This is a genomic window from Psychrobacter sp. M13 (assembly GCF_030718935.1).
Lineage (GTDB): Bacteria > Pseudomonadota > Gammaproteobacteria > Pseudomonadales > Moraxellaceae > Psychrobacter > Psychrobacter immobilis_G.
Genome location: NZ_CP132194.1, coordinates 1,404,884 through 1,429,683 on the forward strand (window position 1 = coordinate 1,404,884; position 24,800 = coordinate 1,429,683).

Below are 24,800 nucleotides of genomic sequence, written 5' to 3' on the forward strand. Positions count from 1 at the left end.
AGAAGGCGGCCAACGGGCGGCCTTTTTTGGTTATACTAAGGGCATTTTTGAGCGACCAGCTTATAGGCAATAGCTATGATAACCAGACTTCCAAGGTGGATATTGTGGGGCGGGGCAGTATTGGCATTTAGCGCAGGCTGTCTGAACACTGCCGCGCTAATGGGCTTTACTAACTTATCCGTATCGCATGTCACAGGGAACGTAAGCTTATTTTCAGCCGCTATTGCTCATTTTGATGGACGTAGCATTCTCTATATTAGTGCGTCTTTATTGGCCTTTTTGGCAGGCTCTATACTTAGTGGCTTTGTGATCGGGCAGACCTCTCTAAAGTTGGGCCGGCGCTACGGTAACGCGCTATATATAGAGGCGGCTTTACTGCTGCTCAGCTATGTTCTCTATCAGCAGCACGATTATTTAGGTCAGCTTACCGCTGCTATGGCTTGCGGATTACAGAACGCTATGGTTGCTACTTATAGCGGTGCGGTCATTCGTACCACTCACTTAACAGGCTTGACGTCGGATATGGGTGCTTCAATCGGCAACTGGCTGGCAGGACGCTCTATTAGTAAACCGACGCTTGGCTTTCAAGCTATCATTTGGTATTGCTTTTGCGGCGGCGGGGTAGTCGGGGCTTTTTTGTATGCAAGAATCGGCTACGGATCATTATTTGTGCCTATTACTATCGTATTGATAGCAGCATTTGTTTATAACAAAGCTTCTGATAGATTACCAGAGAGACGACAACCTAAACGCAAAAAGCGCTTATCACAGTTATAAATATAAACAGTGGTAAGCGCTTTTTGTAATATACAGCTTTTACAGTGGTAGAGCTGTTAGATCAGACTATTCGTCTTCAGCATCTTTGTGGTCTTCATGCTCATGCATAGCTTGCATCATACCTAGTGCTGAATCATCAGTACGTTGCTGATCCTCTTTGGCTAAATCGTCTTGATTAATATCTTTCGGCGCCAGCTTAGTGGTTGGGTCAACTTTATTACGTGTCATAGTATGCTCCATTTAGTTATTATTATATAACGATGTCTTAACTCTTTAATTATGAATTAATATTGATACCATTAATAGAGTATCATTACATCTCTTTGGTATCTGTGTGTAAAGAGATACCTGCTGATAGAGATATTGTACAGAGAATATTTAAGAAGTACCTGAGTACTTATTTCTAAGATAATGTTCAACACGCTGTATTATAATGGTTTTATATACTTTGCACATTCTTGTGTTTCTATAGATAAAAGTCTGTTACTATCATTTTTTTTAGATAGCAACAGACCCTAATTAAAAAATTAACTTTATATTATCTACTAGGTCTCTTATGTAATGAGGGTGAGTCATGCCAGAACAAAGATTAGATAGCCATATTCCTGATGATGGCAATGAGTATTTATTTACGGATACTTTTCCCAAAGGAACAGGTAAAGGAATAATTGTGGTCGCTATAGCCGCGATTATCAGTGTCATTATCTATAACGTATTGCCTTATGATATCAATGCTAATAAAGGTCTAGCAGTGCTATTTTTTATAGGCGCATTATGGTTGACTGAAGCCATCCACGTGACGATTACTGCTATATTGGTGGTAGTCGTCGGTGCCTTAGTAGGTATACCAGAGTTTGATGCCAAAATAGGTTTAGAGAGTTTCGCCAACCCTATTATCTATTTATTTTTCGGTGGTTTCGCTTTGGCAGCCGCCCTACATGTACAGCAATTAGATCGAAAAATTGCTCTAAAAATTCTATCGATGTCAGGTGGTAAGCTTGGCACGGCAGTATATTTAATATTTGGCGTTACCGCTTTTCTATCGATGTGGATATCGAATACTGCTACGGCTGCGATGATGCTACCACTAGCTCTAGGTATTCTTACCCAAGTGGATCGTGAAAAAGATAGAGGGACTTTTGTTTTTGTGCTTCTAGGTATTGCTTATTCCGCAAGTCTTGGCGGTTTAGGGACTATCGTCGGCTCACCGCCAAATGCTATTGCTGCCGACGCTTTAGGTATTGCCTTTATCGATTGGATGAAGTTTGGTATTCCAATTATGCTAGTGCTATTGCCCTTGTTATTGGGTGCCATGTACTTTGTGCTTAAACCTAACCTTAATCGTAAAGTAACACTTGCCCAAGACGACTCTATCGAGTGGAACAAGCCACGGATAGTCACTATCATCATCTTCATTTTGACTGCGCTTAGCTGGATATTTTCTAAGCAGCTTGGTGCCGCGCTTGGTATTACCGATACCGATGCTGTGATTGCATTGACAGCGGCGGCAGCTGTCGTTAGTTGTGGACTGGTGTCATGGAAACAAGTTTCAGACAATACTGACTGGGGCGTACTCATGCTTTTCGGTGGCGGTATCGCATTATCAACGGTACTTAAAGTGTCTGGCGCCTCTTTAGTGCTAGGTCAAACAGTGGCTAATGCTTTAGCAACTGCGCCACTAATCTTAGTGATGATTGCTGTATCGGCCTTTATTATCTTCTTGACAGAGTTTGCCTCTAACACGGCATCTGCTGCATTGCTAGTTCCTGTATTTGCCGCGATTGCAGAGCAAATGGGCGTACCGACTGAAGTGTTAGTATTGATTATCGGTATCGGTGCGTCGTGTGCCTTTATGCTGCCTGTTGCAACACCACCAAATGCTATTGTATTTGGTACAGGGCTCATAAAACAATCGGAGATGATACGAGTTGGAGTCGTGCTCAATATTATTGCTATGTTCGTCGTTGGTTTGTGGGCGTATTTCTTTTTACTATAACGGCTTATTAACTTAACGATATATCAAAAAAACCGCTGTCTAAATGAGTTAGATAGCGGTTTTTTCAACAGACCCTAGACTCTAGCCAATATAATCCAGCCATATCCAACCGTTTTCAAGCCATTCCATTAGCTCATCAGGATCGATATCTTCAATATCACCTTGCTGGATTTGCTCGCCATCAGCAAAGCGCTTTAACAGCGCAGTTGCGGTATTATCCAATCCGTCTAGTCTTTGTCCATTAGCATATAGAGTAGTGTTGCCATCATACTGATTATAAAGCAGGCGATTGCTATAATCGGCTTGCAAAGTAGCACCCTCAGCCAAAGCTTGCATCAGCTCATCAGTGCTTAGAGCTTCCTCTGGCACTAGCGCATCATACTGGCGGCGGCTGACCACTTCACAGACTGCTTGACGAATAATATCAGCGCCTTGCTTAGACTGCAGCAGTTGTGATAGTTGACGAGTTATAGCATCAATACTGTCCTCTTGCAGCTCGCCCGACGCTTGAGACGCTTGCAGTAGTAGCATCGGGGTGAATAGACGACTATCATTGGTTGCCACATCGGCCAGACTATCGATAATTTGCATCAAATTAGGACGGCGACAGCCAAATGAAAAGGTCAAACAATCATCCTGCGCTAAGCCAAAATGCGATAATTTAGGGGGCACGTATAGTACATCACCAGCTTCTAATACCTCATCAAAAATTATCTCACCCATATCATCAAAGAGTCGTATAGGTTCGCCTGTTACAAACTCAGTATGCTCATCACACACCTTGCCAAGTTGCCAGCGCCGTGACCCATAGCCTTGAGCTAAGAATACATCATAATCATCATAATGTTTGCCAACTGAGCCGCCTTTTGGTGCGTAAGAGACCATAATATCATCGCGCTGCCACTGCGGAATAAAGTCAAACGCTTGCCATAACAGCCCAAGCTCGGCTGACCACTGTTCTAGATTTTGTACTAGCACTGTCCACTGTTCGGGTAAATTATCAAAGTCTGTCTCTGTCAGCGGACTCTTTTTGACTTGCCATTGTGGCTCATTGTTTTGCTTAGCAGCGGACTGAGTCAATAATCTGGCACTAGCCTCTTCCTCTAGCGCTAAGGCCAAGATATCTTCTGGTTCAAACATGCCAATGAGCTGAGGTAATCCTTGTCTAATCAACAACGGCTTTTTTTGCCAGTATTCGCTCAAAAATTGCTCAGCAGAGAGTGATTCAGGTAAACAAAGGGGTATAGCGCTCATAGGGTAGATCCGTATGTTTATAAAAATTAAATAATGGAAGGGTGCGTTTTATCATTGATAGAAAGGCACATCATTAGTAAATGACTTTAGTAAATCGGCTTTATAGTTTATGATAAGCGACTGCTTAACCGTATAAACCCAACTTGAGAAACTTATGAAAAAACTACAGATCATCGCTATTATTACGAGTCTCTTTTTCTTGCAAGCTTGCGTACATAAACTCGTCACCGTACCCATAAAAGTCGCTTATAAAACCACAAAGGGGATTGCCAAAGGCACAGTAGCAGTCGGCAAAGCCATTATACCTGGTGATAGTGATGACGATAAAAAAGACGATTAATCCTACTAAATAAGCTTACTTAATAGGTAAAACTTGCTGCTTGTGCTTGTTATTTCTATCAAAAAAGACAGTCATTGCAGCAGCGGTAATGCCGCCAATCAATGCCAGCGCCATATCTTGGTGCGCATCCCACATATCACCTTGCTGACCATTATAAGCTTCTGCTGCCTCAGGCGATAGAGTAGTAGCAATACCCCATTCAAATAACTCGTAGAGTAGGCTGGTTGACATATTCAGCATTAATGTTAATACGATCAACTGCTTAGTCGACTGAATTTTTAGCACATAATTTAAGCCCTGATACATGACGCTAAATATCAATAATCCATAGCTAAAATGTACTAGCCGATCATACATATTGCGTTGCCAGCCAAATACTGTACTTAATCGTACACCGAATAATTGCTGCGTCCAATCGTCGTAGGGCACATAAGAATATAAATAGCGTGCTCCAATGATATGGATGAATAAAAACAGAGTTGCGAGTACGTACGCCTTAGCGCTAATATGCCAGTAACGATACAATGCTACTATTACTGCCAAAAATATCAGCGTGCCCGCTTGGTGCAGTAGATAGCTTGACCATTCTAAAGGATTTATGCTGGCAAGTATCATGACAATTAGCACAATAATAGTGCTAATAAATACAGGATTAAAGCGCTTACTCATACATAAGCCTAGCCTTGATTAACATGACTTAAGAATTAAGACGTAAAAGAGTCGTATCATAGCAGTCACTAGCAAAAATATCTAAATATTGCTGTAATTAGTCTATTTTATAATAACAATGACTCTCATCATAAAAATTGCTAACACCGAGCTATTGATAATAAATTAAAGACTTATTAACGGTTATTTACTATAAATTCATAATATTTTTTTGCTAATATAATAAGTCAATGACTACATATTTTGAGGGCAATATGATTAAAAGTAAAAAAATAACCGTGGTTTATCAAGGGTATGTTGACCCTGACAAGCTAGGATCAGGAAATTCCGATGGTACTGATTTTTTATATAACTTAGCCCAGACTAAAGCGGCGCTACCTGATGCCAAGATTATACTATCGACTTGGAATAGCTTTGAGTTTCCAGCTCAGTATAACACTGCGCAAAAGCTTGGCGTCGATAGCTTGATTTTGAACGAAGACCCAGGTGGATTGCCCAATATCAGGTTCGGTTTTGATGCGCCAAATAACGCCAATCGTCAAATTACCTCAGCGGCGGCTGGTATGGCATTAGTAGATACTAAATATGCGTTAAAACTGCGCGCCGATAGTTACTTAACCAACGCCAACCTACTAAGTATTTACGATCAGTATTTAGAAGCCGTTCAGCGTGGCGCACCGCAACGAGATAGCAATACTTTAACCTCAAAGAATAAGTCTAAAGCTAAATCCAAAAAAGCCACTGCTAAAGCTAAAAAGTCTGGCAAGAAAACCAATAAAAAGTACTCGCCAATTGCGGTCGCTAATTTCTTTACTATTGATCCTAGTATCTATCAGCATATGGCCTATCATGTTAGTGACTGGCTGCAATTTGGCCGCCGCAAGGTGTTGCAAGAGTACTGGTCAGTGAAACCTATGACTACAAAGAACGCAACTTATTTTGAAAATAACGCCCACGATATGGAGGCGACTTTTTATGATGATCAGTTCCGTACGCGCTTGGCAGTCGAGCAGCATATCGCCGTTAACTATGCCAAATCTCGCGGCTATAAAGTGCCAAATTTGTACAATGAGACCGATGAGACTATATTAGCAGGCCACGATAGATTTTTAGCTGAGCATTTTGTAGTGCTTGATATCGATCAGTTGGGTCTAAGTTTTCCGAAATACGACTGGGTAAAAAACGATGAGTTTGCGGTGCTTAACTGTGTCAATCACGAAGATTGGTATCGTCTGTTTGCTGACTATTGGCAAGTGAGATCGCCTAATCAAGTGTTGTTGCAGGCAGGTGATGAGCGTCAAGCTCTAAAGCGTAATGCTGTGTCTATTACGACTAATCAGCTATCAATGAATCAAATTTATCCTCAATAATATTTTAAATAAAGTGTTTTTAATGGCACCTAATTTAGTAAAAAAGCGACTCATTGAGTAGTCGCTTTTTTTAAGCTTGAAATATTACAAAGCTATTAACTATCAAGTTAATCTGTTTTTAATCCTTTTCGTAATAGAGAGTTATACTCATCAGGAGTACCACAAAAATCAATCTCATCAGCGTTGATACAGTGATAACGTACTTCTTTGCCTTGTTCAATTAATAAGTTATAAATAGGAGCAATGTACAGCTCGTTGTTGACCAGCATATTTTGCGCTTTTGCTTTGACTATCAAATCGATATATAGCGCTTTGCTCGCAAAATAGTACAAGCCATCACTACACAAATCTGAGATGCGCTGTTTTTCCGTGGTACGACTGACTCTATCGTTATCGTCTATTTCAATGAATGACCAGTGCTCACCATCACCGCGAAATACTTCTAAATAGCCTGCGCAATCATTGATGAAGTCAGGTTTTTTAAAGTCATAACGAAAGGTGTCAATGTTGAAGATAAATAGTGGTTCATCATCATTAATACTAGAATCCTTAATTCCTAACAGCACTGTTTCAGCTTGCCCTTGCGTCTCAAAATCTAAGACTTTGATGAGGTAATGCTTAATACTAAGCGCTTGCAACCGCTGTTCAACGAATTGTTTAGTATCAAAGCAATCTCGCAAGACAATAACAAACAGCTCTGATTCAAAATAGCACCCAAAGGACTTAAGCGCTAAATCAAATACATACTCGTCATCGACAGTTAACTGATATTTTGGCACCTCAAATCCTGCCTTAAAAAAGCGACTACTAAGTCCCGCCATAGGAATCACAATCATTTAACTCTCCAAAATATTGTCAGTTTGCTCAGCATCGACTAACTGGTTACTGATGCCACTATGCTCAATAGGATTGATATACACATATTCTTTGTATAAGCGAAAAGCGTTAATAAGCATGGCTTGCTGCCGATCCGGTCTATCAGCGTGAAGAGGTAACATCGATAAAAACAGTAACACTACTGCTGGCATAATATCTATGGCATCTATACCTTCAACAAAGTTAAATTGTAGAAATTCCGCTTGAATACGCTCTAAGCGCTCATCCATATCAAAATGAATAATATGTCCTGCATGATCAGCCTCATGACTGGCAATAATCTCAAAGCGCCCAGCAATAATGAAGTCATACATACCAACTACTGAGTGAGCAAGCTTAGCCAAATCATAAGACATATCACCAAAAATACTAAAGTTTTCATAGCAATCGAGACCACGCGGGTCGATTAATTTTAATCGACGACCACGAGTATCAAATAGCATATTACTAAAACATAAATCACCGTGCATAATAACGGGACGTTTGGGCAATTTAAGCATTTTAGTTATGCAATCTTGGGTAATATCATAGATAGAACCCAGCTCAATCCCTTGATAAAAAACTGGAGAGTGTAGATCAATTTGAGACGATTTTTGATAGGCTTTTAGACGGCTAAGTGTTTTTTTGCAATATAGACTGTCTCGGCATTCATCAATATCGCTAGCATCAAGTGTATGGATATATTCTTTACTTGCAGCATGACCAAAATAATCTTTTATTAGATCAAATGTATTGCGCCAAAACCAAATAGGATTACGCCCATGAACATACAGCTCGTTCAATGGTAATAATGGCAAAAACTCCAAGCAGTAATAGGTCGTAATGCCGTCTTGCAAACGTCCATTATCAATAAATTGCGGCGTAAAACGTCGAAGTTTTGGTGGCAAATGAGAGAACCAGTAGATTTCCGCTTGAATCTTAATATCATCATTGCTCGTCTTAGTGACGATACCTGACTTTATAATTAAAGCATTAAAAGAGCGTTGAGTGGTGATACTAGATCTGGCATCAAAGTAACTTCTAAAATGACTGCAATTGTACCAATCTGTTGGCTGAACTTCGCTTATAGCAATACTGTTTTGATAATAAGCAATCGCTTCAGGAAAGCTCTTTGTAAAAAGTGCTAAAGCCTTTACCAAATCAGCTTTGGAAGAAAAACAGTAGTAGCCAAGCCAGCGCGATTCATTATCTTGACGCTGATATCTATCATACCAGTCGCCTTGTCTATTTTGATCAACGGTTGCGATACAATCACTATCGGTTGGGATATCATTGAGTAGTCGATTACCTTGCAGAATTCGGATTGGCTCAGTAGGACAATCAATCTCAATGTTAAGAACATGCAACATTGATTCAGCAAAGCCAATAGTATCGCAAATACGTTGAATACTAATATTCAGCTGATTGATGACCATTTGCTCATTGATCGTGAGTTGGTAATGCTGCGGTAGTGTCACTATTATTTTTTCATCAGCAAAATAACTACGAAAATTATTAACTTGTAGCTCCAGCATTTTCTTGTTGCCAATAGGAAGCATACAAGGTGGTATTGGACCGACTTCTGCCTCAAGCTCAGCATTCACAAACTTTGAAGAATGAATAATAATCATGGCGACATTCCTAATAGTTTACAGATATCCTCATAAGATAAATCCAAAAATTCTTTAGGTCGTATCGCTTTGTCATCGATATAAAACCCTTCAAAACCGCACCAAGGTTTACCGACATAGATCTCGTCGTAAGGAATATCATGTCTGGCCAGCCAGTCAATAATAATAGGCAGGGTGTTTTTATTAATCTCGCCAATATTGCTTGAATAGGTGCGCATGTTGCGACTGGTATTCAAAACGATAGTAAAGCCTTGGCTATGATATTCGCGAAGTTTTTCTACCATAGCAAGGATAGGTTTGGCATTCGTATAATCAGAATTCTGTGTGTTACATAAAGTATCATCTATGTCGAAAATGAGACGTTTCATAATTATTTTTCTTAATAATAAAGTCAAAGTTAGTAACGCTGTTCGGCTGCACTTTAATTATTATTATGAATTAATCTCTTGTAAATCATGGTAGTAGTAGAATATAAATATCGTATTGTTGTTGTTTATCTAAGCAAGTCAAAATTACATAATACTACTCAGGCTTGTCGTAAATAGACAAAAAAATGACACCTAAAGAGGTGTCATGATGTTTTTTGGATGATATATGCATTACTAAATTTGATAATTAAAGCTTGGCAATCCACTCTTTAATAGTGCTTGCTTGCTCAGCGGCATTACCAATATAAGTCGCTGGCGTTAACTGTCGCAGACTGTCTTTATCCGCCTCACTAACGGCCGATAGCTCATCACTTTCTACAAAAGTCAGCATCGCCGCGCGGGTCATCGCATTACCACGAGTGAGCGCTTTTAGCTTCTCGTAAGGGTTTTCAACACGATAGCGACGCATAACGGTTTGGATCGGCTCTGCTAGCACTTCTTGTGCATTATCCAAGTCGTCATTTAAGCGTTGGGCATTCAATTCAAGCTTACCCACACCTTTTAAGCAAGCATCATAAGCGATCATGCTTTGTGCTAGACCAACACCGATATTACGCAATACGGTTGAATCTGATAAATCGCGCTGCATCCGTGAGATTGGTAATTTTTCACCTAAATGAGCGAGCATGGCATTGGCGACACCTAAGTTACCTTCTGAATTTTCAAAATCAATAGGGTTAACTTTATGCGGCATGGTTGATGAGCCAACTTCACCGTCTTTTAGACGCTGCTTGAAATAGCCTAAGCTAATATATTGCCAAATATCACGATTAAAATCGATCAATATAGTATTAAAGCGCTTGAGCACATCGAATAGCTCGGCGATATAATCATGCGGCTCAATCTGTGTAGTATAAGGATTAAAAGTCAGCTCTAGACGCTCATTGATAAAATGTTCAGCATGCATCTGCCAATCGACATCAGGATATGCCGAGTAATGAGCATTATAGTTACCGACAGCACCATTGATTTTGCCTAATAATTCAACTTGTCCTGCCTGCTTGATTTGACGCGCTAGACGATAAGCGACGTTCGCCATCTCTTTACCTAGCGTCGTCGGGCTAGCTGTTTGCCCATGAGTGCGTGACAGCATCGGTTGGTCAGCGTGGGTAATAGCCAAATCGACGATACTGTCTGTCACTTGTTGCATCTTAGCCAGCACGATGCTACGGCTGTCTTTTAGCATCAAGGCATAAGATAAGTTATTGATATCTTCGCTAGTACAAGCAAAATGAATAAATTCTAAACTGTCTTCTAATTGCTGATTACCACGGAATTTGTCTTTAATAAAGTACTCAACGGCTTTGACATCGTGATTGGTTGTCGCTTCGATATCTTTAATCGCTTGGGCATCGTCTTCACTAAAGGTGTCTACGATAGTATTTAAAAAGTCATTAGTATCATTATCAAAAGCAGCTAACTCTCCAATAGCAGCGTTCTCAGCGAGTGACTGCAACCAACGAATCTCAACAGTGACACGGGCTTTTATCAGGCCAAACTCAGACAAATAAGGGCGTAAGCTATCAGCTTTAGACGCGTAGCGACCGTCAATAGGAGAGAGTGCGGTTAGGGCAGATAACGAGGAGATCATAACAATACCTTTGAATTAATAGTAAGTGAATCAATTTATGGTGCAGTAGGGTGTTTTCGGTAGACGATTATAACAAGAGTTGCTACAAAAAAGGCATGATTAAAGCAAGTGTTTGGCTCAGCTTACTAAGCTATCAGGCAAAAGGGCTATATAAATAAAAACTACCATAAATTTAGTGCATATATACTTTGATATAAATATATACATTTGTTCATATTTTTATTGAACTCTAGAAATAAAACTGCTTAAATATATCAGTAATTTTATCACCTAATATCTAATTAAAGGACAATGATATACGATGGCAAGCGTCATAGCTGATGACAATCGCTAACTAGTAAATAATATAAGGTTTAATTAAAAAGGCACAACTAAGCTAACTATTTTCAGCGGTCGCTAGCTTCCTAAATAGTATAGCTGATGATTTAGAGGCTACAAGGCGCATCGATAGATTCAATAACGCCGCCACCTAAGCAAACTTCATTGACATAAAAGACAGCGGATTGACCTGGAGTCACGGCACGCTGTGGCTCATCAAAAACCACTTTAACCTCTAATCCTTGCTCATCAATAGCGAACACAGTACAGGCTTGATCAGGCTGACGGTAACGTGCTTTTGCCATGCAACGTAGACCGTCAGAGGTAAAGATATCTTTTGGTGGTAAACCATCGACCCAGTCCATTTTGTATGCAGTCAACTCGCCGCTTTGCATCATTGGATGTTCGTGTCCTTGACCAACGATGAGACGGTTATTGTCCAAATCTTTGGCCAGTACAAACCATGGCTCCTCTGGACGGTCTTTAACCCCGCCAATACCAATACCGCCACGCTGACCTAAAGTGTAATACATCAGCCCATCATGAGTACCGATGGTATGACCATCATCTGTGACGATATCGCCTTTTTGCGCGGGCAAGTACTGCTGTAAAAAGTCTTTAAAGCGGCGCTCACCAATAAAGCAGATGCCCGTAGAGTCTTTTTTGTTAGCCGTGATCAAATCGTGCTCTTCTGCAATCTGGCGTACCACAGGCTTCTCTAATTCGCCAACTGGGAATAAAGTCTTGGCAATTTTGTCGCCGCCAACCGCGTGTAAAAAGTAACTTTGATCTTTATTATTATCAAGACCGCGCAATAGCTGTGCAACTTCAGCGCCATTATCGTTTTTGTAATTGACACTGCGGCGCGTATAATGACCCGTAGCGATATAGTCTGCACCAAGCGTTAAGGCGTAATCTAAAAACGCCTTAAACTTAATTTCTTTGTTGCATAAAATATCAGGGTTAGGCGTACGACCTGCCTTATACTCTGCTAAGAAGTGCTCGAAAACTCGATCCCAATATTCCATCGCAAAGTTAGCGGTATGCAGTTTAATACCTATCTTATCGCAGACCGATTGAGCGTCCGCCAAGTCGTCCATCGCCGTACAGTATTCGCTACCGTCATCTTCTTCCCAGTTCTTCATAAACAAGCCTTCCACTACAAAGCCCGCCTGCTGTAATAACACGGCTGATACTGACGAATCGACACCGCCCGACATGCCAACGATAACGCGTATGTCAGCAGGATTATCGATATCGCTAAGGGTTAGGGCAGTATGGGCACAAAAGTTTTGGGTCGTTGACATTGCGAGCGTGGTTGACATAAGAAGTCTCTTAACAACTTGTGGTAAAATAAGCGTCATATTATAACAGCTAATGACGATCCGTTGGCGCGACTAATGAGTTGCGTAAGTTAATCAGCATGGATTGAAAACGTCGTTAATGACCTTAATAAATTTAATTTACTTTGGACACTGTTTAGGGTCTGTTGGTTACTTACTTTTGGAAAAATATAATGATAAAGATTGGTCAAGGTGTCGATGTTCATGCTTTTCATAACAATGGCGAGCAACAGCAGTATGTCATTCTAGCAGGTGTCGCAATCGAGCATACCCATAGCTTGCTAGCGCATTCTGACGGTGATGTGGTATTACATGCACTCGCCGATGCTTTGCTCGGCGCATTGGCACTGGGAGATATAGGTCAGCATTTTCCTGATACTGATGCCGCGCATGCAGGGCTGGATTCACGAGTATTACTGCGTTACGTCTATGGCAAAATTCAAGCAGCGGGATATAAGCTAGGTAATGCTGATATCACTATTATGTGTGAGCGACCAAAGATTGCCCCTCATAATGAGGCTATGCGTACTAATATTGCTAACGACTTGCAAACAACGATTGATAATATTAGCGTTAAAGCCACTACTACCGAAAAGTTGGGGTTTACCGGTCGTCAAGAGGGCGTTATGGTCAATGCCGTGGTGTTGTTAGTTAAAGCTGAACACTGATAACTGACAATGAACGCTAATAACTGGAAATGAGCACTAGTATTGATTATAAAAATAGCAAGTCTACTTGATTTACACTTGTAATAAAGTACGGATTGCCCCATGTATCATCCACATGTCGTTTGAAAATCATTTTTGATATAACTATTTTTAACAAGCCATTCAACAAATAGGAGCTTTTATGAGCGAGCAAACCCCAAATACCGCTGCCAATGATGTCGAACAGTTGATCCGTGATCAAATCAAAGATAACAAAGTTATTTTATACATGAAAGGTACGCCACAATTTCCACAGTGTGGATTTTCAGCAAAATCTATTGAAGTATTGACCCAAATTGGTCGTCCTTTTGCCTTTGTAAACATCTTAGAAAACCCAGAAATTCGTGCTACTTTACCAAAAGTCGCGAACTGGCCGACTTTTCCACAATTATGGATTGATGGCGAGTTGATGGGTGGTTCTGATATTATTCTGCAAATGTACCAATCAGGTGAGCTTAAGCCCTTAGTTGAAGCCAATAGCCCAGCGGCATAGTCTTTTGCTATATTATTCTTTGATACATTGTCTTTTGATGCATTAGCAATCAGCACCTATTTATAGCTAATGCGTTTAGCTCACTACTCAAAAAGCTCGAATAGTCTAATACTGACTGTTCGAGCTTTTTATTGTTTTATAGGTCTTAAGCTTAGGTTTTAATTTTAGGCTTTGACCCCATGTAGGGCACAAGTTTCAAAAGTTTAATAATAAGAGAGTTCTATGACTAATCAATCTATTGACCAACAAGCCATTGAGCGTCGCCGCGAAAAATTAACCACAGATTCAGCGCGTATCATTGATATTGCTGATAATGAATCACACTCAGCGCTGAGATGTATTCATCAGCTTAGTGTCGCAGGCGGCGCAACGGAGGCAACCTATTTAGCCATCGAGCGTCGTATTGTCGCTGATCAAGATATAGCTGGAGCTTATCATTTGGCGCTGCTCGCGCAAGGAACCTCAGACTTGCCTATCGATGTCCGTCAACTTATCGAAATGGTAGTAGAAAAGGGCGACAATCAACAGCGCTTGGCGCTACTTAAGAACTTACCTCATCCTCCTGTGGATAGTATCAAGTCACAGATTTTGATTAGTGATGATGGGGAGGCGATTGGGCAGATGAATGCTTATTTACAAATAAATCCTGAGGGTTATGGTAGCCAGCATGTACTTAGTGCTCAGCCTGATACGGTTGCAACAATGAGTACAGGTTTTAACAATGCCGATGATGACAGTAAATAGTCTAAATATACTGTTGCTGATCTAATTTTGGATTAAAATTTTTTGAGGTAAATATTCTTATACTACCCAAAAATTGCTATAATTACCGGTTACATCTTTATTATTAGTCGTTTATATCATTAGTGATTTATTCCAGTCATTGCTGGTTTTTTACATGCGATTGTCAATCACTCGTTTTGTAAGTTATTTTTAGCTAATCAATGACTTGCAGTGCGGCAGTTATCATCAATCAAGCGAGGCAAATATGCAATATCCCAAAATTTACGATGTGGTCGTTATCGGCGGTGGTCATGCTGGTACAGAAGCCGCACTTGCTGCCGCACGTATGGGTGCGCAAACCTTGCTACTGACGCATAATATTGAGACGCTTGGGCAGATGAGCTGTAATCCTGCGATTGGCGGTATCGGTAAGTCACACTTAGTGCGTGAGATTGATGCGCTTGGCGGGGCGATGGCGCTGGCAACTGATAAATCAGGCATTCAGTTTCGGGTATTGAACAGTCGTAAAGGGGCGGCCGTTCGGGCTACGCGTGCGCAGGCAGATCGTATTCTTTACAAAGCCGCTATTCGTCATACTCTTGAGAACCAACCGAATTTAGATATCTTTCAACAAGGTGCGGATGACATTTTAGTCGAGAATGGTCGCGCAACTGCGGTGGTCAGCTCAACGGGTATCATATTTAAGACCGAAACGGTGGTGCTAACCTCAGGGACATTCTTAGGCGGCGTTATTCATATTGGTCTTGAGAACTCAAAGGGCGGCCGAGCAGGGGATCAGCCTTCTATCAAGCTTGCCGATCGCTTGCGTGAACTCAAGCTACCAGTCGGTCGATTAAAGACAGGCACGCCCGCGCGTATTGATGCGCGTACGGTGGACTTTAGTGTGATGACCATACAGCCAGGCGATACGCCATTACCAGTGATGAGCTATATGGGTAATGTCGCTATGCACCCTGAGCAGGTCAATTGCTATATCACGCATACCAATGCGCGCACGCATGACATTATCCGTGAGAATTTAGATCGTTCGCCGATGTTCTCTGGCAAAATCGAAGGTGTAGGCCCGCGCTATTGTCCGTCTATTGAGGACAAAATTCATCGTTTTGCGGATAAAGACAGCCATCAGATATTTATTGAGCCTGAAGGTCTGACTACCCATGAGCTATATCCTAATGGTATTTCAACCAGTCTGCCATTTGATGTACAGCTTGAGTTTATCCATAGCATGAAAGGGCTTGAGAACGCTCATATTACCCGTCCAGGTTATGCGATTGAATATGATTACTTTGATCCACAAAGCCTCAAGCCAACTTTAGAGACTAAGTCGATTGATCGGCTGTATTTTGCAGGTCAGATCAATGGTACGACCGGTTATGAAGAGGCTGGCGTGCAGGGTCTATTAGCAGGGACAAATGCCGCGCTAGTTACTACTAATAATAAAGATTTTGACACTTGGACACCGCGTCGTGATCAGGCTTATTTGGGCGTACTGGTCGACGATCTAATCACTCATGGTACTGATGAGCCGTATCGGATGTTTACTAGTCGCGCGGAATATCGCCTGCTATTACGTGAAGATAACGCCGATCAGCGCTTAACTGAGATTGGTCGCAAACTAGGCTTAGTTGATGACACGCGCTGGCAAGCCTACGAGCAAAAAATGGACGCTATTAGTACCGAGACTGCGCGTCTAAAAGATATGTGGGCAACGCCGATGAACGAGCTTGGTAAGCAAGTCGCTACCCAAACAGGTGAAGTGCTATCTAAAGAATCTACTGCTTATGATTTGCTCAAACGTCCACAGATTCACTTCGCTGATATAGCTGCAATCACTGATTCACAAGTCGATACACTAGTTGGCGAGCAGATTGAGATATCAGTTAAGTACGCAGGATATATTGATCGTCAGCAGGAAGATATCGAACAGATGAAGCGCCTTGAGAATACTCCGCTACCTGTAGATTTTGATTATACTGTCGTATCTGGCCTATCAAATGAAGTAGTACAAAAGCTCACTCAAGTGCGTCCAGCAACGCTTGCGCAAGCCAGTCGTGTCAGTGGCGTAACGCCCGCTGCAATCCAGCTACTGGCGATGACGGTCAAAAAGCATAAAAAAGCCAAGGCTGCTTTAGAGTCATAGTTTCATTGTATATTTTAGACTATTACTTTTTATAGCAGCTTATGCCATTATACCACCATCCTCAATTTCTAAGCGTAGGCTGTGGGTCTAAATCAGCATTGTAATTTTTTAAAGTTATTCGCTGGGCTAAAGCCACAGCCTACAAAAAATCATATCAAGTTGAGAGTCGCTTAGTACCTTTTGTTTTGATTGCTTGAGTCCCTCTATGACCGCTGCCATTATCTTCGCGATTACTATTGTATTGCCCAACCTTTTTTTGATGGGGTTGGGCTTTTTTATGAAAAGACGCGGCGAGGCCAGCCAAGCTTTTATCGATCAAGCTTCAAGTTTCGTCTTTAATTACTGTCTGCCAGCTTTGTTATTCTTTAGCGTCGTCGATAGTGAGGTCGACTATGCTAAGCAAGTCGTGCTAATAGCTGCTGGTATTATAGTCACTTTTATACTTTTTATCGGTTCAGAACTATACGCCAAGCGCTTTATTAGTGCCCCTGCCGACCAAGGCGTCTTTGTCCAAGGTGTGTTTCGCAGTAATATGGCGATTATCGGGCTTGCGACCGTCGCCAATGCCTATGGTGATATCGGTCTAAGTATTGGCGCAGTGTATATGGGCATTGTGACGATACTATTTAACGTGTTAGCGGTTATTACTTTGAGCCGAGTGTCCAAAAGTGCTGATGATACTTGGGTCAGTCGTAGCCTGATGATTGTCAAAAAGCTATTGACCAATCCATTGATTTTGGCGTTATTGGCCGCTTTTGCTTACAAAGCTTTGCCATTACCACCGCTAACAGGCGTCATTCATACTACTGGTGATTTGCTCGCAGCGGTCGCTTTACCCTTGGCGCTGATATGTGCGGGTGCCAGTATTGATCTAAAATCGATGCTACACCCTTCTGGGTTATCGATGCAGGCGAGTATTGGTCGCATTATTGTTGCGCCTATCTTAGCGATTACCATCGGTTTAGCTTTTGGTTTGACAGGCGTACACATGGGTGTGCTGTTCTTGATGGTCGCGTCCCCTACGGCTGCTGCCAGCTATGTAATGGCAAAAGCCATGGGCGGTAATGATGTGTTAGCGGCTAATATCTTAGCGTTTACCACCGTAGTAGGATTGTTTGGCATGGCGATTGGCGCAGCGCTATTACGTGGACTAGGGCTAATGTGAGTGCTGATGTTGTTTTTACTTACCCATACTTAAACAAAAGCTAACCAATATGGCCTCAGCATCGCGTATTTACCAAGATAGAAATATGCGGGTCAGGGCTCAACATTCTGTAACGACTCGCCTCAGCGCTCGTCCCTCACGCAAAAGCTAGCAGCATTGAGCTAATAAATCCTAGATTAGGATATTTCGATACTTTTAAAACAGCCTGAAATTTAGCAAATATTTTAGCGTTTACTACCTTTGTAGAACTATTTGGCACGACATTCTGATGCGATCATACTACATAGCTTTGAGTCGAAAAAAATCCAGTAATGCGATTGCATTACTGGATTTTAATGGAAATTAATACTAGTTACTTACTTACGCCTTTCACGTTTTGCTTCACGACGTGCTTTACCTTTAGGGCTGACACGATAGGTCAAATAACCAAAGAATCCCAAAACCACTAAAAGAGCTACGATATAAGCAAATATAGTTGAGCCAATGACTAATGAGGCGCTGATAATAGGAGTAGTATCCATGATGATTGTCCATTGATTAATAATTATTATCGATTGGCTTGCGTCAACAAACCTTTATCTATCAATAATTATGCAAGGGCGACCGGAGATTGTAAAGTAAACAAGTTTAGCTGAGGTGTAAGTTCTAGTGAACGTAGGCGTGCAGCTTGATCATAAATATTGGCAGTTACGATCAATTCGTCAGGCTGATATCGCGCTATAAAGTCAGCAAGCTTAGGTTGTACCGTATCAACTGAGCCAATAAATGATACTGACAACGCACTATCGACCATCGCCTTTTCGCTCGAATTCCAGATACTGTTCATATCTTCGACAGGTTTTGGCATTTGTCCTTTTTCACCTCGGCGCAACCTTACAAAGCTTTGCTGGGCTGAGCTAAAGTGATAGTTCGCAGTCGCATCATCATCAGCAAGTAGTAAGTTTGCCGCTAGCATGACATAAGGCGCATCAAGGTAGGCTGATGGTTTAAATTGCTCACGATAAGTGGTGATAGCGTGCTCTAACATCTGCGGAGCAAAGTGTGAGGCAAACACATACGGTAGCCCTAGATGAGCAGCTAGCGTTGCGCCAAATAGCGATGAGCCTAATATCCAAATCGGTATGTTTGAATGAGCTCCTGGAAAAGCTTGCACAGGACTGTTATCCGTATCATTCCCTAAAAAGTACATCAGCTCTTGCACATCTTGTGGAAAGCGCTCAGCATCACTCATTTGCCGACGTAATGCCTGAAAGGTCGCGCCATCGGTACCAGGGGCGCGGCCTAAGCCTAAGTCAATGCGATCACCATAAAGGGCTTGTAGCGTACCGAACTGCTCAGCGACCACTAAAGGCGCGTGATTAGGCAGCATAATGCCACCTGCACCGATGCGGATGCGGTCTGTTTGACTACCGATATGTGATAGTAATACTGAGGTCGCTGCACTAGCGATACCTACCATATTATGGTGTTCTGCCATCCAATAACGATTGAAGCCAACGTCTTCTGCCTTTTGCGCAATCTCTACGGTTTGAGCGATACCGTCAGCGATAGTGCTACCCATGGGTACGGGCGCTAAATCTAAAAACGATAATGGAATTTGTTTATTATTAATGTCAGTCTCAGTATTTTTCATAAGTCACCTATTATTTATTGATTTATAAGCATTGAAAAACTCTCTAACAGTCTTGTTTTATAAGTTCTAACGGCTGTTTGTAGAAAGCCATAAATGCTTGATAGGTAATATAATGGGGCGGTTATTACGGATATAAAGAGCCGTGTTAGTGAGAATAACAAATCTTGGTGTTGCGGCATACTCAATCATTTGATCTGTGTAGGCTGAATTTTCAACCCAGCTTTAAGACTCTATAAAGTTTTAATATTGAGATAGAATTCTATATGTAGTGTGGGTGGTAACCCATGGATTGAATGTAGTCTGCTACTCGTGAGCCGACACACTAAGGATTGCCATCTATATAAGAATGAAACTAGACGTAAAGATATCGTTATCAACGAACAAAGTAATTAGTTATAGAGAGCAAAATGATAGAAGATGTCTTCGAAGGTATATTCAGAGTTATCGGTCGCTTGATTGGATATTTTGTAATTGAAATAGTGTTTGAGATACTATTAAAGGGAACTAGTTATTTCATCACTAGATTATTTACCAAAAACAACCCTAATCCAGAAGGCTTATTAGTAGTTTTTGTAGGAGCAGTGTTTTGAATAATTGTATTTACTTTAGCATATATTATTTACGCCAATATAATTGCTAAGCTATTAGCTGTGATGTGAATATAAATTTATTAGGTCTCTAGCCATGAATACAGTAAAAATCGAGTTCGGTGTACCAGTCGATGGTTGGTTAGAGCTTACTATTAGTAATCAAAGCCAATGCATCATATTAGATATCTCTGACGTCTCATGTGATTCAATTAGCGAGCTAGCTAAAGCAGTTATTAATCTGCAACTTGGAAGCAAAACTGAAGAAGTTGAATTTTCATTAGAGCCTGATTTTGCATTATGGCGTTTTATAAGCTTTACAGATGAACTTCAAATTCAGGTATTTCCGAATTCTAGTTGTGGTAAGCCGTTCATATTTAAAGGCACTAGAGAAGAAGTGCTTGATAATCTATATGAAGCTTTAAAAGATTTTGAAACTGAATCATTTAGGCAGAGTCCTGACGATATGATGCATGTTTGGTCGTGGGACTTTCCAAGCACAACATTGAATAAATATAGTAGACGTAGGGTGCTCTCCAGCGCACCAATAATGACGCTATTGCCGACCATCGGTGCATGGAATGCACCCTACAAAAGATAAACTTGTTAGACACTGTCAATTATACTTTTCGGTTTGGTGTAAATTGACGTCTAAACCAAATCACTATGATGATCGAACTGCTTTTGACATAATTCCATAAAGGCGCGTCCGTATTGACGTATTTCTGCATCATCTCGTACCGCCATCCAACTAGTAAAGCGGCCAAAATGATCGACAGGTATCGCCACTAAGTTGTGATAATTGCTAGGATCATAAGCCATCTCGGCAATAATACCAATCCCTAAGCCCAACTCAACATAAGTGCTAATCACATCCGCATCGAGTGCGGCGAGTACGATATCAGGCTCAAGCCCTGCCGCGTCAAAAGTCTTATCAATAGCTCCACGTCCTGTAAAGCCGCCATGATAAGTAACGATAGGGTAGCTGGCAAGCGTTGGTAGATCAATGCTCTCTAGACCCGCCAGCTCGTGATCACTTGGCACGATAATACGATGTGTCCAGTCATAGTAGCGATAGCAGCGCAGATAGTTATTATGTAGTAGCGATTCGGTTGCAATACCGATATCAGCCTGTCCACGAATCACCATCTGTGCGATAGTTTCAGGATCCGCTTGCTGTAGGATTAGGTTTACTTTAGGAAAGCGCGCTTTAAACTCTTTGACGACTTGCGGTAATACATAGCGCGCTTGAGTATGCGTAGTTGCAATCGTGAGCGTACCTGTATTTGGATTATTAAAATCGAGGCTCAAATTCTCAATCGTACGAATCTCAGCAAAGATAGCTTCGATATGGGGCAGCAGAGCCGTACCCATAGTGGTTAGGCCTGTCAAGCGCTTGCCTTGACGCACAAATACTTCGGTTTTGAGTTGATTCTCAAGAGCGGCAATATGCTTAGAAAGACTGGATTGACTAGTGTGTAGCACTGTGGCCGCTTGGCTTAAATTATAACCATTAATGACGGTATGCCATACTGTTTCAAGCTGCTTGAGCTGAATTTGCAAGTGCCGCTGGTTTACCACCACATCGATTGCCATTATTTAGTCCCTGTTATCTACTATATTTATTTAAAGCTATTTACTGAAAGCTACTGTTTAAAAGCTACTTTAGAACTGTCTTATATTTTTATAAGCATTTCAAACGCCAAAGTTTGGCAAGCGCCTAGTTTAATTCAAAGTTATTATTCTTGTATATACTAGATAGGTATCTATTTATGATATTTTGGAATATAGAGAGATTGTTGGCTTAATCCTGACGATCCTTTGTGTAATGAACAACAAACAATGAACACCTCAATTATTTGGCTAACTTAATATCAGTCACCACAAAAAACGGCCACCTTATAATAGGTAGCCGTTTTGATAATGTTAAACAATAGAAAGTGTTAATAACTAGCGCTCAAGCTTAAAAACGATCCGCAGTCACCACTTTATTCCAAGCATTGATAAAGTCATGAACGAATTTTTCTAAATTATCATCCTGCGCGTATAGCTCGCTATAGGCACGTAAGATGGAGTTGGAGCCAAATACCAGATCAACACGAGTGGCTTGCCATTTGACTTTGCCCGTTTTACGCTCACGCACTTCATAAAGATTGGAGGTATGGCTGGCGTCATCATTGTCATCAGTAGGGTGCCAAGTCAGATTCATATCGGTTATATTGACAAAGAAGTCATTGCTAAGCACGCCAGCACGGTCAGTGAAGACACCGTGTTGCTTGTGCTCATAGTTAGTATCTAACACGCGCATACCACCGATCAGCACAGTCATCTCAGGAGCGGTAAGTCCCATCAACTGGCTGCGATCAAGTAGCATCTCCTCAGGCGATACCGCATAGTTATCTTTTACCCAATTACGATAGCCATCATGACGCGGCTCAAGATCGTTGAATGAATCAGCATCCGTCATCTCGTCAGTGGCATCACCACGCCAAGTCTCAAAAGGGACTTGCGCATGGACGCCTGCATCAGCCGCCGCTTGTTCAATAGCAGTATTACCCGCAAGTACAATCAAATCCGCTAAGCTAACATCTTTAGCAAATTCAGTCTGAATCTGAGTCAAAGCATCAAGCACTCGCCCTAACTGCTCAGGCTCATTAGCGACCCAGTTTTTTTGCGGAGCCAGACGGATACGAGCACCATTAGCACCGCCGCGCAAATCAGAGCCACGATAAGTGCGAGCGCTATCCCATGCGGTAATGATTAGCTCACGACGGCTAAGACTGCCATTATCAATTTGTGTTGCGATTTTCGCTTTTAAAGTAGCTATGTCATCAGCATTCAAGTCAGCAGGGCTCTCTGGAATAGGATCTTGCCAGATAAAATCTTGCGCTGGCACGTCGGCCCCTAAATAACGCGATTTTGGCCCTAAGTCACGATGAGTCAACTTAAACCAAGCTCTTGCAAACACCTCATCAAAGTATTCTGGGTTCTTATGAAAGTTCTCTGAAATCTTGCGATAAGCAGGGTCTTTGATCATTGCCATATCGGCATCGGTCATCATAGGGTTGCGGCGTACACTTGGATCATGAGCATCAAGGGGCTTATCCTCCTCCTTAATGTCCGTCGGCTCCCATTGCCAAGCGCCTGCTGGGCTTTTGGTTAGCGCCCAGTTGTGATTGAATAGCAGCTCAAAGTATTCGTAATCCCACCGCGTAGGGTGAGTCGTCCAAGCGCCTTCAATACCACTGGAGACGGTGTCGCCAGCATTGCCCGTACCATTAGGGTTACGCCAGCCAAGCCCTTGCTCTTGTATACCAGCGGCTTCGGGCTCATCTTCTAGGGCAGTGGCATCGCCATTACCATGGCACTTACCAACGGTATGACCACCAGCGGTTAGGGCCACGGTTTCTTCATCATTCATCGACATCCGTGCAAAAGTAGTGCGGATATCTTGTGCGGTTTTGAGCGGATCAGGATTACCATCGACGCCTTCTGGGTTGACATAGATCAAGCCCATTTGTACCGCAGCTAATGGATTCTCTAACGATTCGCGTTCGTTATCGTCGTCATAGCGATTTTTGGTTGCCGCTAGCCATTCGCGCTCAGAACCCCAGTAGATGTCTTTTTCGGGATGCCAGATATCAGCGCGACCACCCGCAAATCCTAAAGTCTCAAAGCCCATAGATTCATAAGCCATGTTACCCGCTAGTATCATCAAATCTGCCCAAGATAGCTTATTACCATATTTTTTCTTCACAGGCCAAAGTAGGCGACGGGCTTTATCAAGATTAACGTTATCAGGCCAGCTGTTCAAAGGTGCAAAGCGCTGATTACCCGTATTTGAGCCGCCACGACCATCAGAGTTACGATAAGTACCTGCTGAGTGCCATGCCATACGTATCATCAGTCCGCCATAGTGTCCCCAATCTGCTGGCCACCACTCTTGTGAGTCAGTCATCAGATTCTTTAGGTCTTGTTTGACAGCCTCTAGATCCAATGTCTTAAAGGCCTCAGCATAATCAAAATCGGCACCCATAGGGTTAGTCTTGTTATCTTGTTGATGTAAGATGTCTAGATTTAAGCTATTTGGCCACCAATCTGTTGCTGCTGATGCGGTCGTTGTATGCGCTTGATGCATAACGGGACAACCACCCATACTAGGACGCTGCGGTGCATGTGACTCATCAATGTTTTGATTATGAATATCAGGACCTAAGCCATCACCTTTATCATAAGTCGTATTACTTGGCGTATCTTTGGTTGAATGGTCAGAATCACTTGAGCCTTGTTCTGCACTTTTTGTGTGTGGGTAAGGGGTAGATTTGCTCATCTTTTTGCTCCTATGCCAATATAAAACCGGCTATGATAAAAATTAAGGGTGTCTGTAATAATGCCTATAGATATTGTCTAGATACTATCGTTTATAGTTTTATCTTATAACGTTATCGTTGATTGATAAAATAAATATATAATAATTATGTGTTTTAAATTATAAATCGTAATATCAGGGAGGATAGATGTCGATCGACCGTAATTCTAACGTAGCTATTATAGAACTATGGCAATAACAGTTGTGCAAGCTTATAATACATCCAGTTACAGCCAAGATAGATGCAACAAAGATAGTCTAGCTATGAGTCGTTTAATGCAAAAATATCATCATAATGCCTAGTCAAAATACACGTTCTCAAGTACCATAATTCAATTTTGTCACGATCACATTTTTGTGCAGCACTAAAACGGCGTGCACTGTGATGTT

23 protein-coding genes are annotated in these 24,800 nt (G+C 41.7%); 11 read left to right on the forward strand and 12 right to left on the reverse strand.

Features of this window, described 5'->3' with window-relative positions; genetic code table 11:
* Nucleotides 1-75 precede the first annotated feature (75 nt).
* Nucleotides 76-777: a YoaK family protein gene (locus Q9G97_RS05940; RefSeq protein ID WP_305900118.1), complete on the forward strand. Its 702-nt coding sequence runs from the start codon at nt 76-78 to the stop codon at nt 775-777.
* A 66-nt stretch (nt 778-843) separates the two neighbouring features.
* Here the strand turns inward: Q9G97_RS05940 and Q9G97_RS05945 are convergent, their stop codons facing one another.
* Nucleotides 844-1,005 (reverse strand): hypothetical protein, encoded by a 162-nt coding sequence (locus tag Q9G97_RS05945; RefSeq protein WP_201573203.1) that lies wholly within the window; start codon nt 1,003-1,005, stop codon nt 844-846.
* Nucleotides 1,006-1,351: 346 nt separating this feature from the next.
* Here Q9G97_RS05945 and Q9G97_RS05950 point away from each other — a divergent pair, with 346 nt between their 5' ends.
* The gene (locus tag Q9G97_RS05950) at nt 1,352-2,773 is read left to right on the forward strand and encodes a DASS family sodium-coupled anion symporter (protein WP_305900119.1); all 1,422 of its coding nucleotides are present in this window, start codon (nt 1,352-1,354) and stop codon (nt 2,771-2,773) included.
* An 81-nt stretch (nt 2,774-2,854) separates the two neighbouring features.
* On the opposite strand, the gene Q9G97_RS05955 is transcribed toward Q9G97_RS05950, so the two are convergent.
* Nucleotides 2,855-4,027, reverse strand: a complete 1,173-nt coding sequence (locus Q9G97_RS05955; RefSeq protein WP_305900120.1) for a cupin domain-containing protein — start codon at nt 4,025-4,027, stop codon at nt 2,855-2,857.
* A gap of 154 nt (nt 4,028-4,181) precedes the next feature.
* Here Q9G97_RS05955 and Q9G97_RS05960 point away from each other — a divergent pair, with 154 nt between their 5' ends.
* Nucleotides 4,182-4,367, forward strand: coding sequence for an NF038104 family lipoprotein (locus tag Q9G97_RS05960; RefSeq protein ID WP_305900121.1), 186 nt, complete (start codon nt 4,182-4,184; stop codon nt 4,365-4,367).
* 15 nt (nt 4,368-4,382) lie between these two features.
* On the opposite strand, the gene Q9G97_RS05965 is transcribed toward Q9G97_RS05960, so the two are convergent.
* Nucleotides 4,383-5,036, reverse strand: a complete 654-nt coding sequence (locus Q9G97_RS05965) for a DUF2238 domain-containing protein (protein ID WP_305900122.1) — start codon at nt 5,034-5,036, stop codon at nt 4,383-4,385.
* Between the two features lie 254 nt (nt 5,037-5,290).
* On the opposite strand from Q9G97_RS05965, the gene Q9G97_RS05970 reads away from it, so the two are divergent.
* Nucleotides 5,291-6,406, forward strand: coding sequence for a WavE lipopolysaccharide synthesis family protein (locus tag Q9G97_RS05970; RefSeq protein ID WP_305900123.1), 1,116 nt, complete (start codon nt 5,291-5,293; stop codon nt 6,404-6,406).
* 107 nt (nt 6,407-6,513) lie between these two features.
* Here Q9G97_RS05970 and Q9G97_RS05975 read toward each other — a convergent pair whose 3' ends face one another.
* The 5 genes from Q9G97_RS05975 to mnmA all read right to left on the reverse strand — a co-directional run bounded on the left by Q9G97_RS05975 (nt 6,514) and on the right by mnmA (nt 12,536).
* On the reverse strand, nt 6,514-7,242 hold the full coding sequence (locus tag Q9G97_RS05975; protein WP_305900124.1) for a glycosyltransferase family 2 protein: 729 nt from the start codon (nt 7,240-7,242) through the stop codon (nt 6,514-6,516).
* Nucleotides 7,243-8,892 carry a hypothetical protein gene (locus tag Q9G97_RS05980; RefSeq protein WP_305900125.1) on the reverse strand — a complete coding sequence of 550 codons (1,650 nt, stop codon included), beginning with the start codon at nt 8,890-8,892 and terminating at the stop codon, nt 7,243-7,245.
* Nucleotides 8,889-9,260, reverse strand: a complete 372-nt coding sequence (locus Q9G97_RS05985) for an HAD hydrolase family protein (protein WP_305900126.1) — start codon at nt 9,258-9,260, stop codon at nt 8,889-8,891. Before Q9G97_RS05985 ends, Q9G97_RS05980 begins: the two co-directional genes overlap by 4 nt.
* A 247-nt stretch (nt 9,261-9,507) precedes the next feature.
* Entirely contained in the window at nt 9,508-10,911 is a 1,404-nt protein-coding gene (purB, locus tag Q9G97_RS05990; protein WP_305900127.1) for an adenylosuccinate lyase, read from the reverse strand.
* Nucleotides 10,912-11,336: 425 nt separating this feature from the next.
* Nucleotides 11,337-12,536: a tRNA 2-thiouridine(34) synthase MnmA gene (mnmA, locus tag Q9G97_RS05995; RefSeq protein ID WP_371747932.1), complete on the reverse strand. Its 1,200-nt coding sequence runs from the start codon at nt 12,534-12,536 to the stop codon at nt 11,337-11,339.
* 209 nt (nt 12,537-12,745) lie between these two features.
* On the opposite strand from mnmA, the gene ispF reads away from it, so the two are divergent.
* The 5 genes from ispF to Q9G97_RS06020 all read left to right on the forward strand — a co-directional run bounded on the left by ispF (nt 12,746) and on the right by Q9G97_RS06020 (nt 17,821).
* Nucleotides 12,746-13,240 carry a 2-C-methyl-D-erythritol 2,4-cyclodiphosphate synthase gene (gene ispF / locus Q9G97_RS06000; RefSeq protein ID WP_201573221.1) on the forward strand — a complete coding sequence of 165 codons (495 nt, stop codon included), beginning with the start codon at nt 12,746-12,748 and terminating at the stop codon, nt 13,238-13,240.
* Between the two features lie 181 nt (nt 13,241-13,421).
* Nucleotides 13,422-13,772 (forward strand): Grx4 family monothiol glutaredoxin, encoded by a 351-nt coding sequence (gene grxD, locus Q9G97_RS06005; protein ID WP_010201219.1) that lies wholly within the window; start codon nt 13,422-13,424, stop codon nt 13,770-13,772.
* Between the two features lie 222 nt (nt 13,773-13,994).
* Nucleotides 13,995-14,516, forward strand: a complete 522-nt coding sequence (locus Q9G97_RS06010; protein WP_201573222.1) for a hypothetical protein — start codon at nt 13,995-13,997, stop codon at nt 14,514-14,516.
* 244 nt (nt 14,517-14,760) lie between these two features.
* Entirely contained in the window at nt 14,761-16,656 is a 1,896-nt protein-coding gene (gene mnmG, locus Q9G97_RS06015) for a tRNA uridine-5-carboxymethylaminomethyl(34) synthesis enzyme MnmG (RefSeq protein WP_305900128.1), read from the forward strand.
* A 205-nt stretch (nt 16,657-16,861) separates the two neighbouring features.
* On the forward strand, nt 16,862-17,821 hold the full coding sequence (locus tag Q9G97_RS06020) for an AEC family transporter (protein ID WP_305900129.1): 960 nt from the start codon (nt 16,862-16,864) through the stop codon (nt 17,819-17,821).
* A gap of 356 nt (nt 17,822-18,177) precedes the next feature.
* Here Q9G97_RS06020 and Q9G97_RS06025 read toward each other — a convergent pair whose 3' ends face one another.
* Together Q9G97_RS06025 and Q9G97_RS06030 are read right to left on the reverse strand one after the other, a co-directional pair.
* Nucleotides 18,178-18,342 carry a hypothetical protein gene (locus tag Q9G97_RS06025; RefSeq protein WP_305900130.1) on the reverse strand — a complete coding sequence of 55 codons (165 nt, stop codon included), beginning with the start codon at nt 18,340-18,342 and terminating at the stop codon, nt 18,178-18,180.
* 68 nt (nt 18,343-18,410) lie between these two features.
* The gene (locus Q9G97_RS06030) at nt 18,411-19,454 is read right to left on the reverse strand and encodes an LLM class flavin-dependent oxidoreductase (protein ID WP_371747912.1); all 1,044 of its coding nucleotides are present in this window, start codon (nt 19,452-19,454) and stop codon (nt 18,411-18,413) included.
* A 407-nt stretch (nt 19,455-19,861) separates the two neighbouring features.
* On the opposite strand from Q9G97_RS06030, the gene Q9G97_RS06035 reads away from it, so the two are divergent.
* Nucleotides 19,862-20,044 carry a hypothetical protein gene (locus tag Q9G97_RS06035; RefSeq protein WP_305900131.1) on the forward strand — a complete coding sequence of 61 codons (183 nt, stop codon included), beginning with the start codon at nt 19,862-19,864 and terminating at the stop codon, nt 20,042-20,044.
* Between the two features lie 94 nt (nt 20,045-20,138).
* Complete coding sequence (locus tag Q9G97_RS06040; RefSeq protein WP_305900132.1) at nt 20,139-20,642, forward strand: hypothetical protein; 504 nt, start codon at nt 20,139-20,141, stop codon at nt 20,640-20,642.
* A gap of 50 nt (nt 20,643-20,692) precedes the next feature.
* Here Q9G97_RS06040 and Q9G97_RS06045 read toward each other — a convergent pair whose 3' ends face one another.
* Both Q9G97_RS06045 and katG read right to left on the reverse strand, forming a co-directional pair.
* Nucleotides 20,693-21,637 (reverse strand): LysR substrate-binding domain-containing protein, encoded by a 945-nt coding sequence (locus tag Q9G97_RS06045; RefSeq protein WP_201573231.1) that lies wholly within the window; start codon nt 21,635-21,637, stop codon nt 20,693-20,695.
* Nucleotides 21,638-22,004: 367 nt separating this feature from the next.
* Nucleotides 22,005-24,197, reverse strand: a complete 2,193-nt coding sequence (katG, locus tag Q9G97_RS06050) for a catalase/peroxidase HPI (protein WP_305900283.1) — start codon at nt 24,195-24,197, stop codon at nt 22,005-22,007.
* Nucleotides 24,198-24,800: the final 603 nt, after the last annotated feature.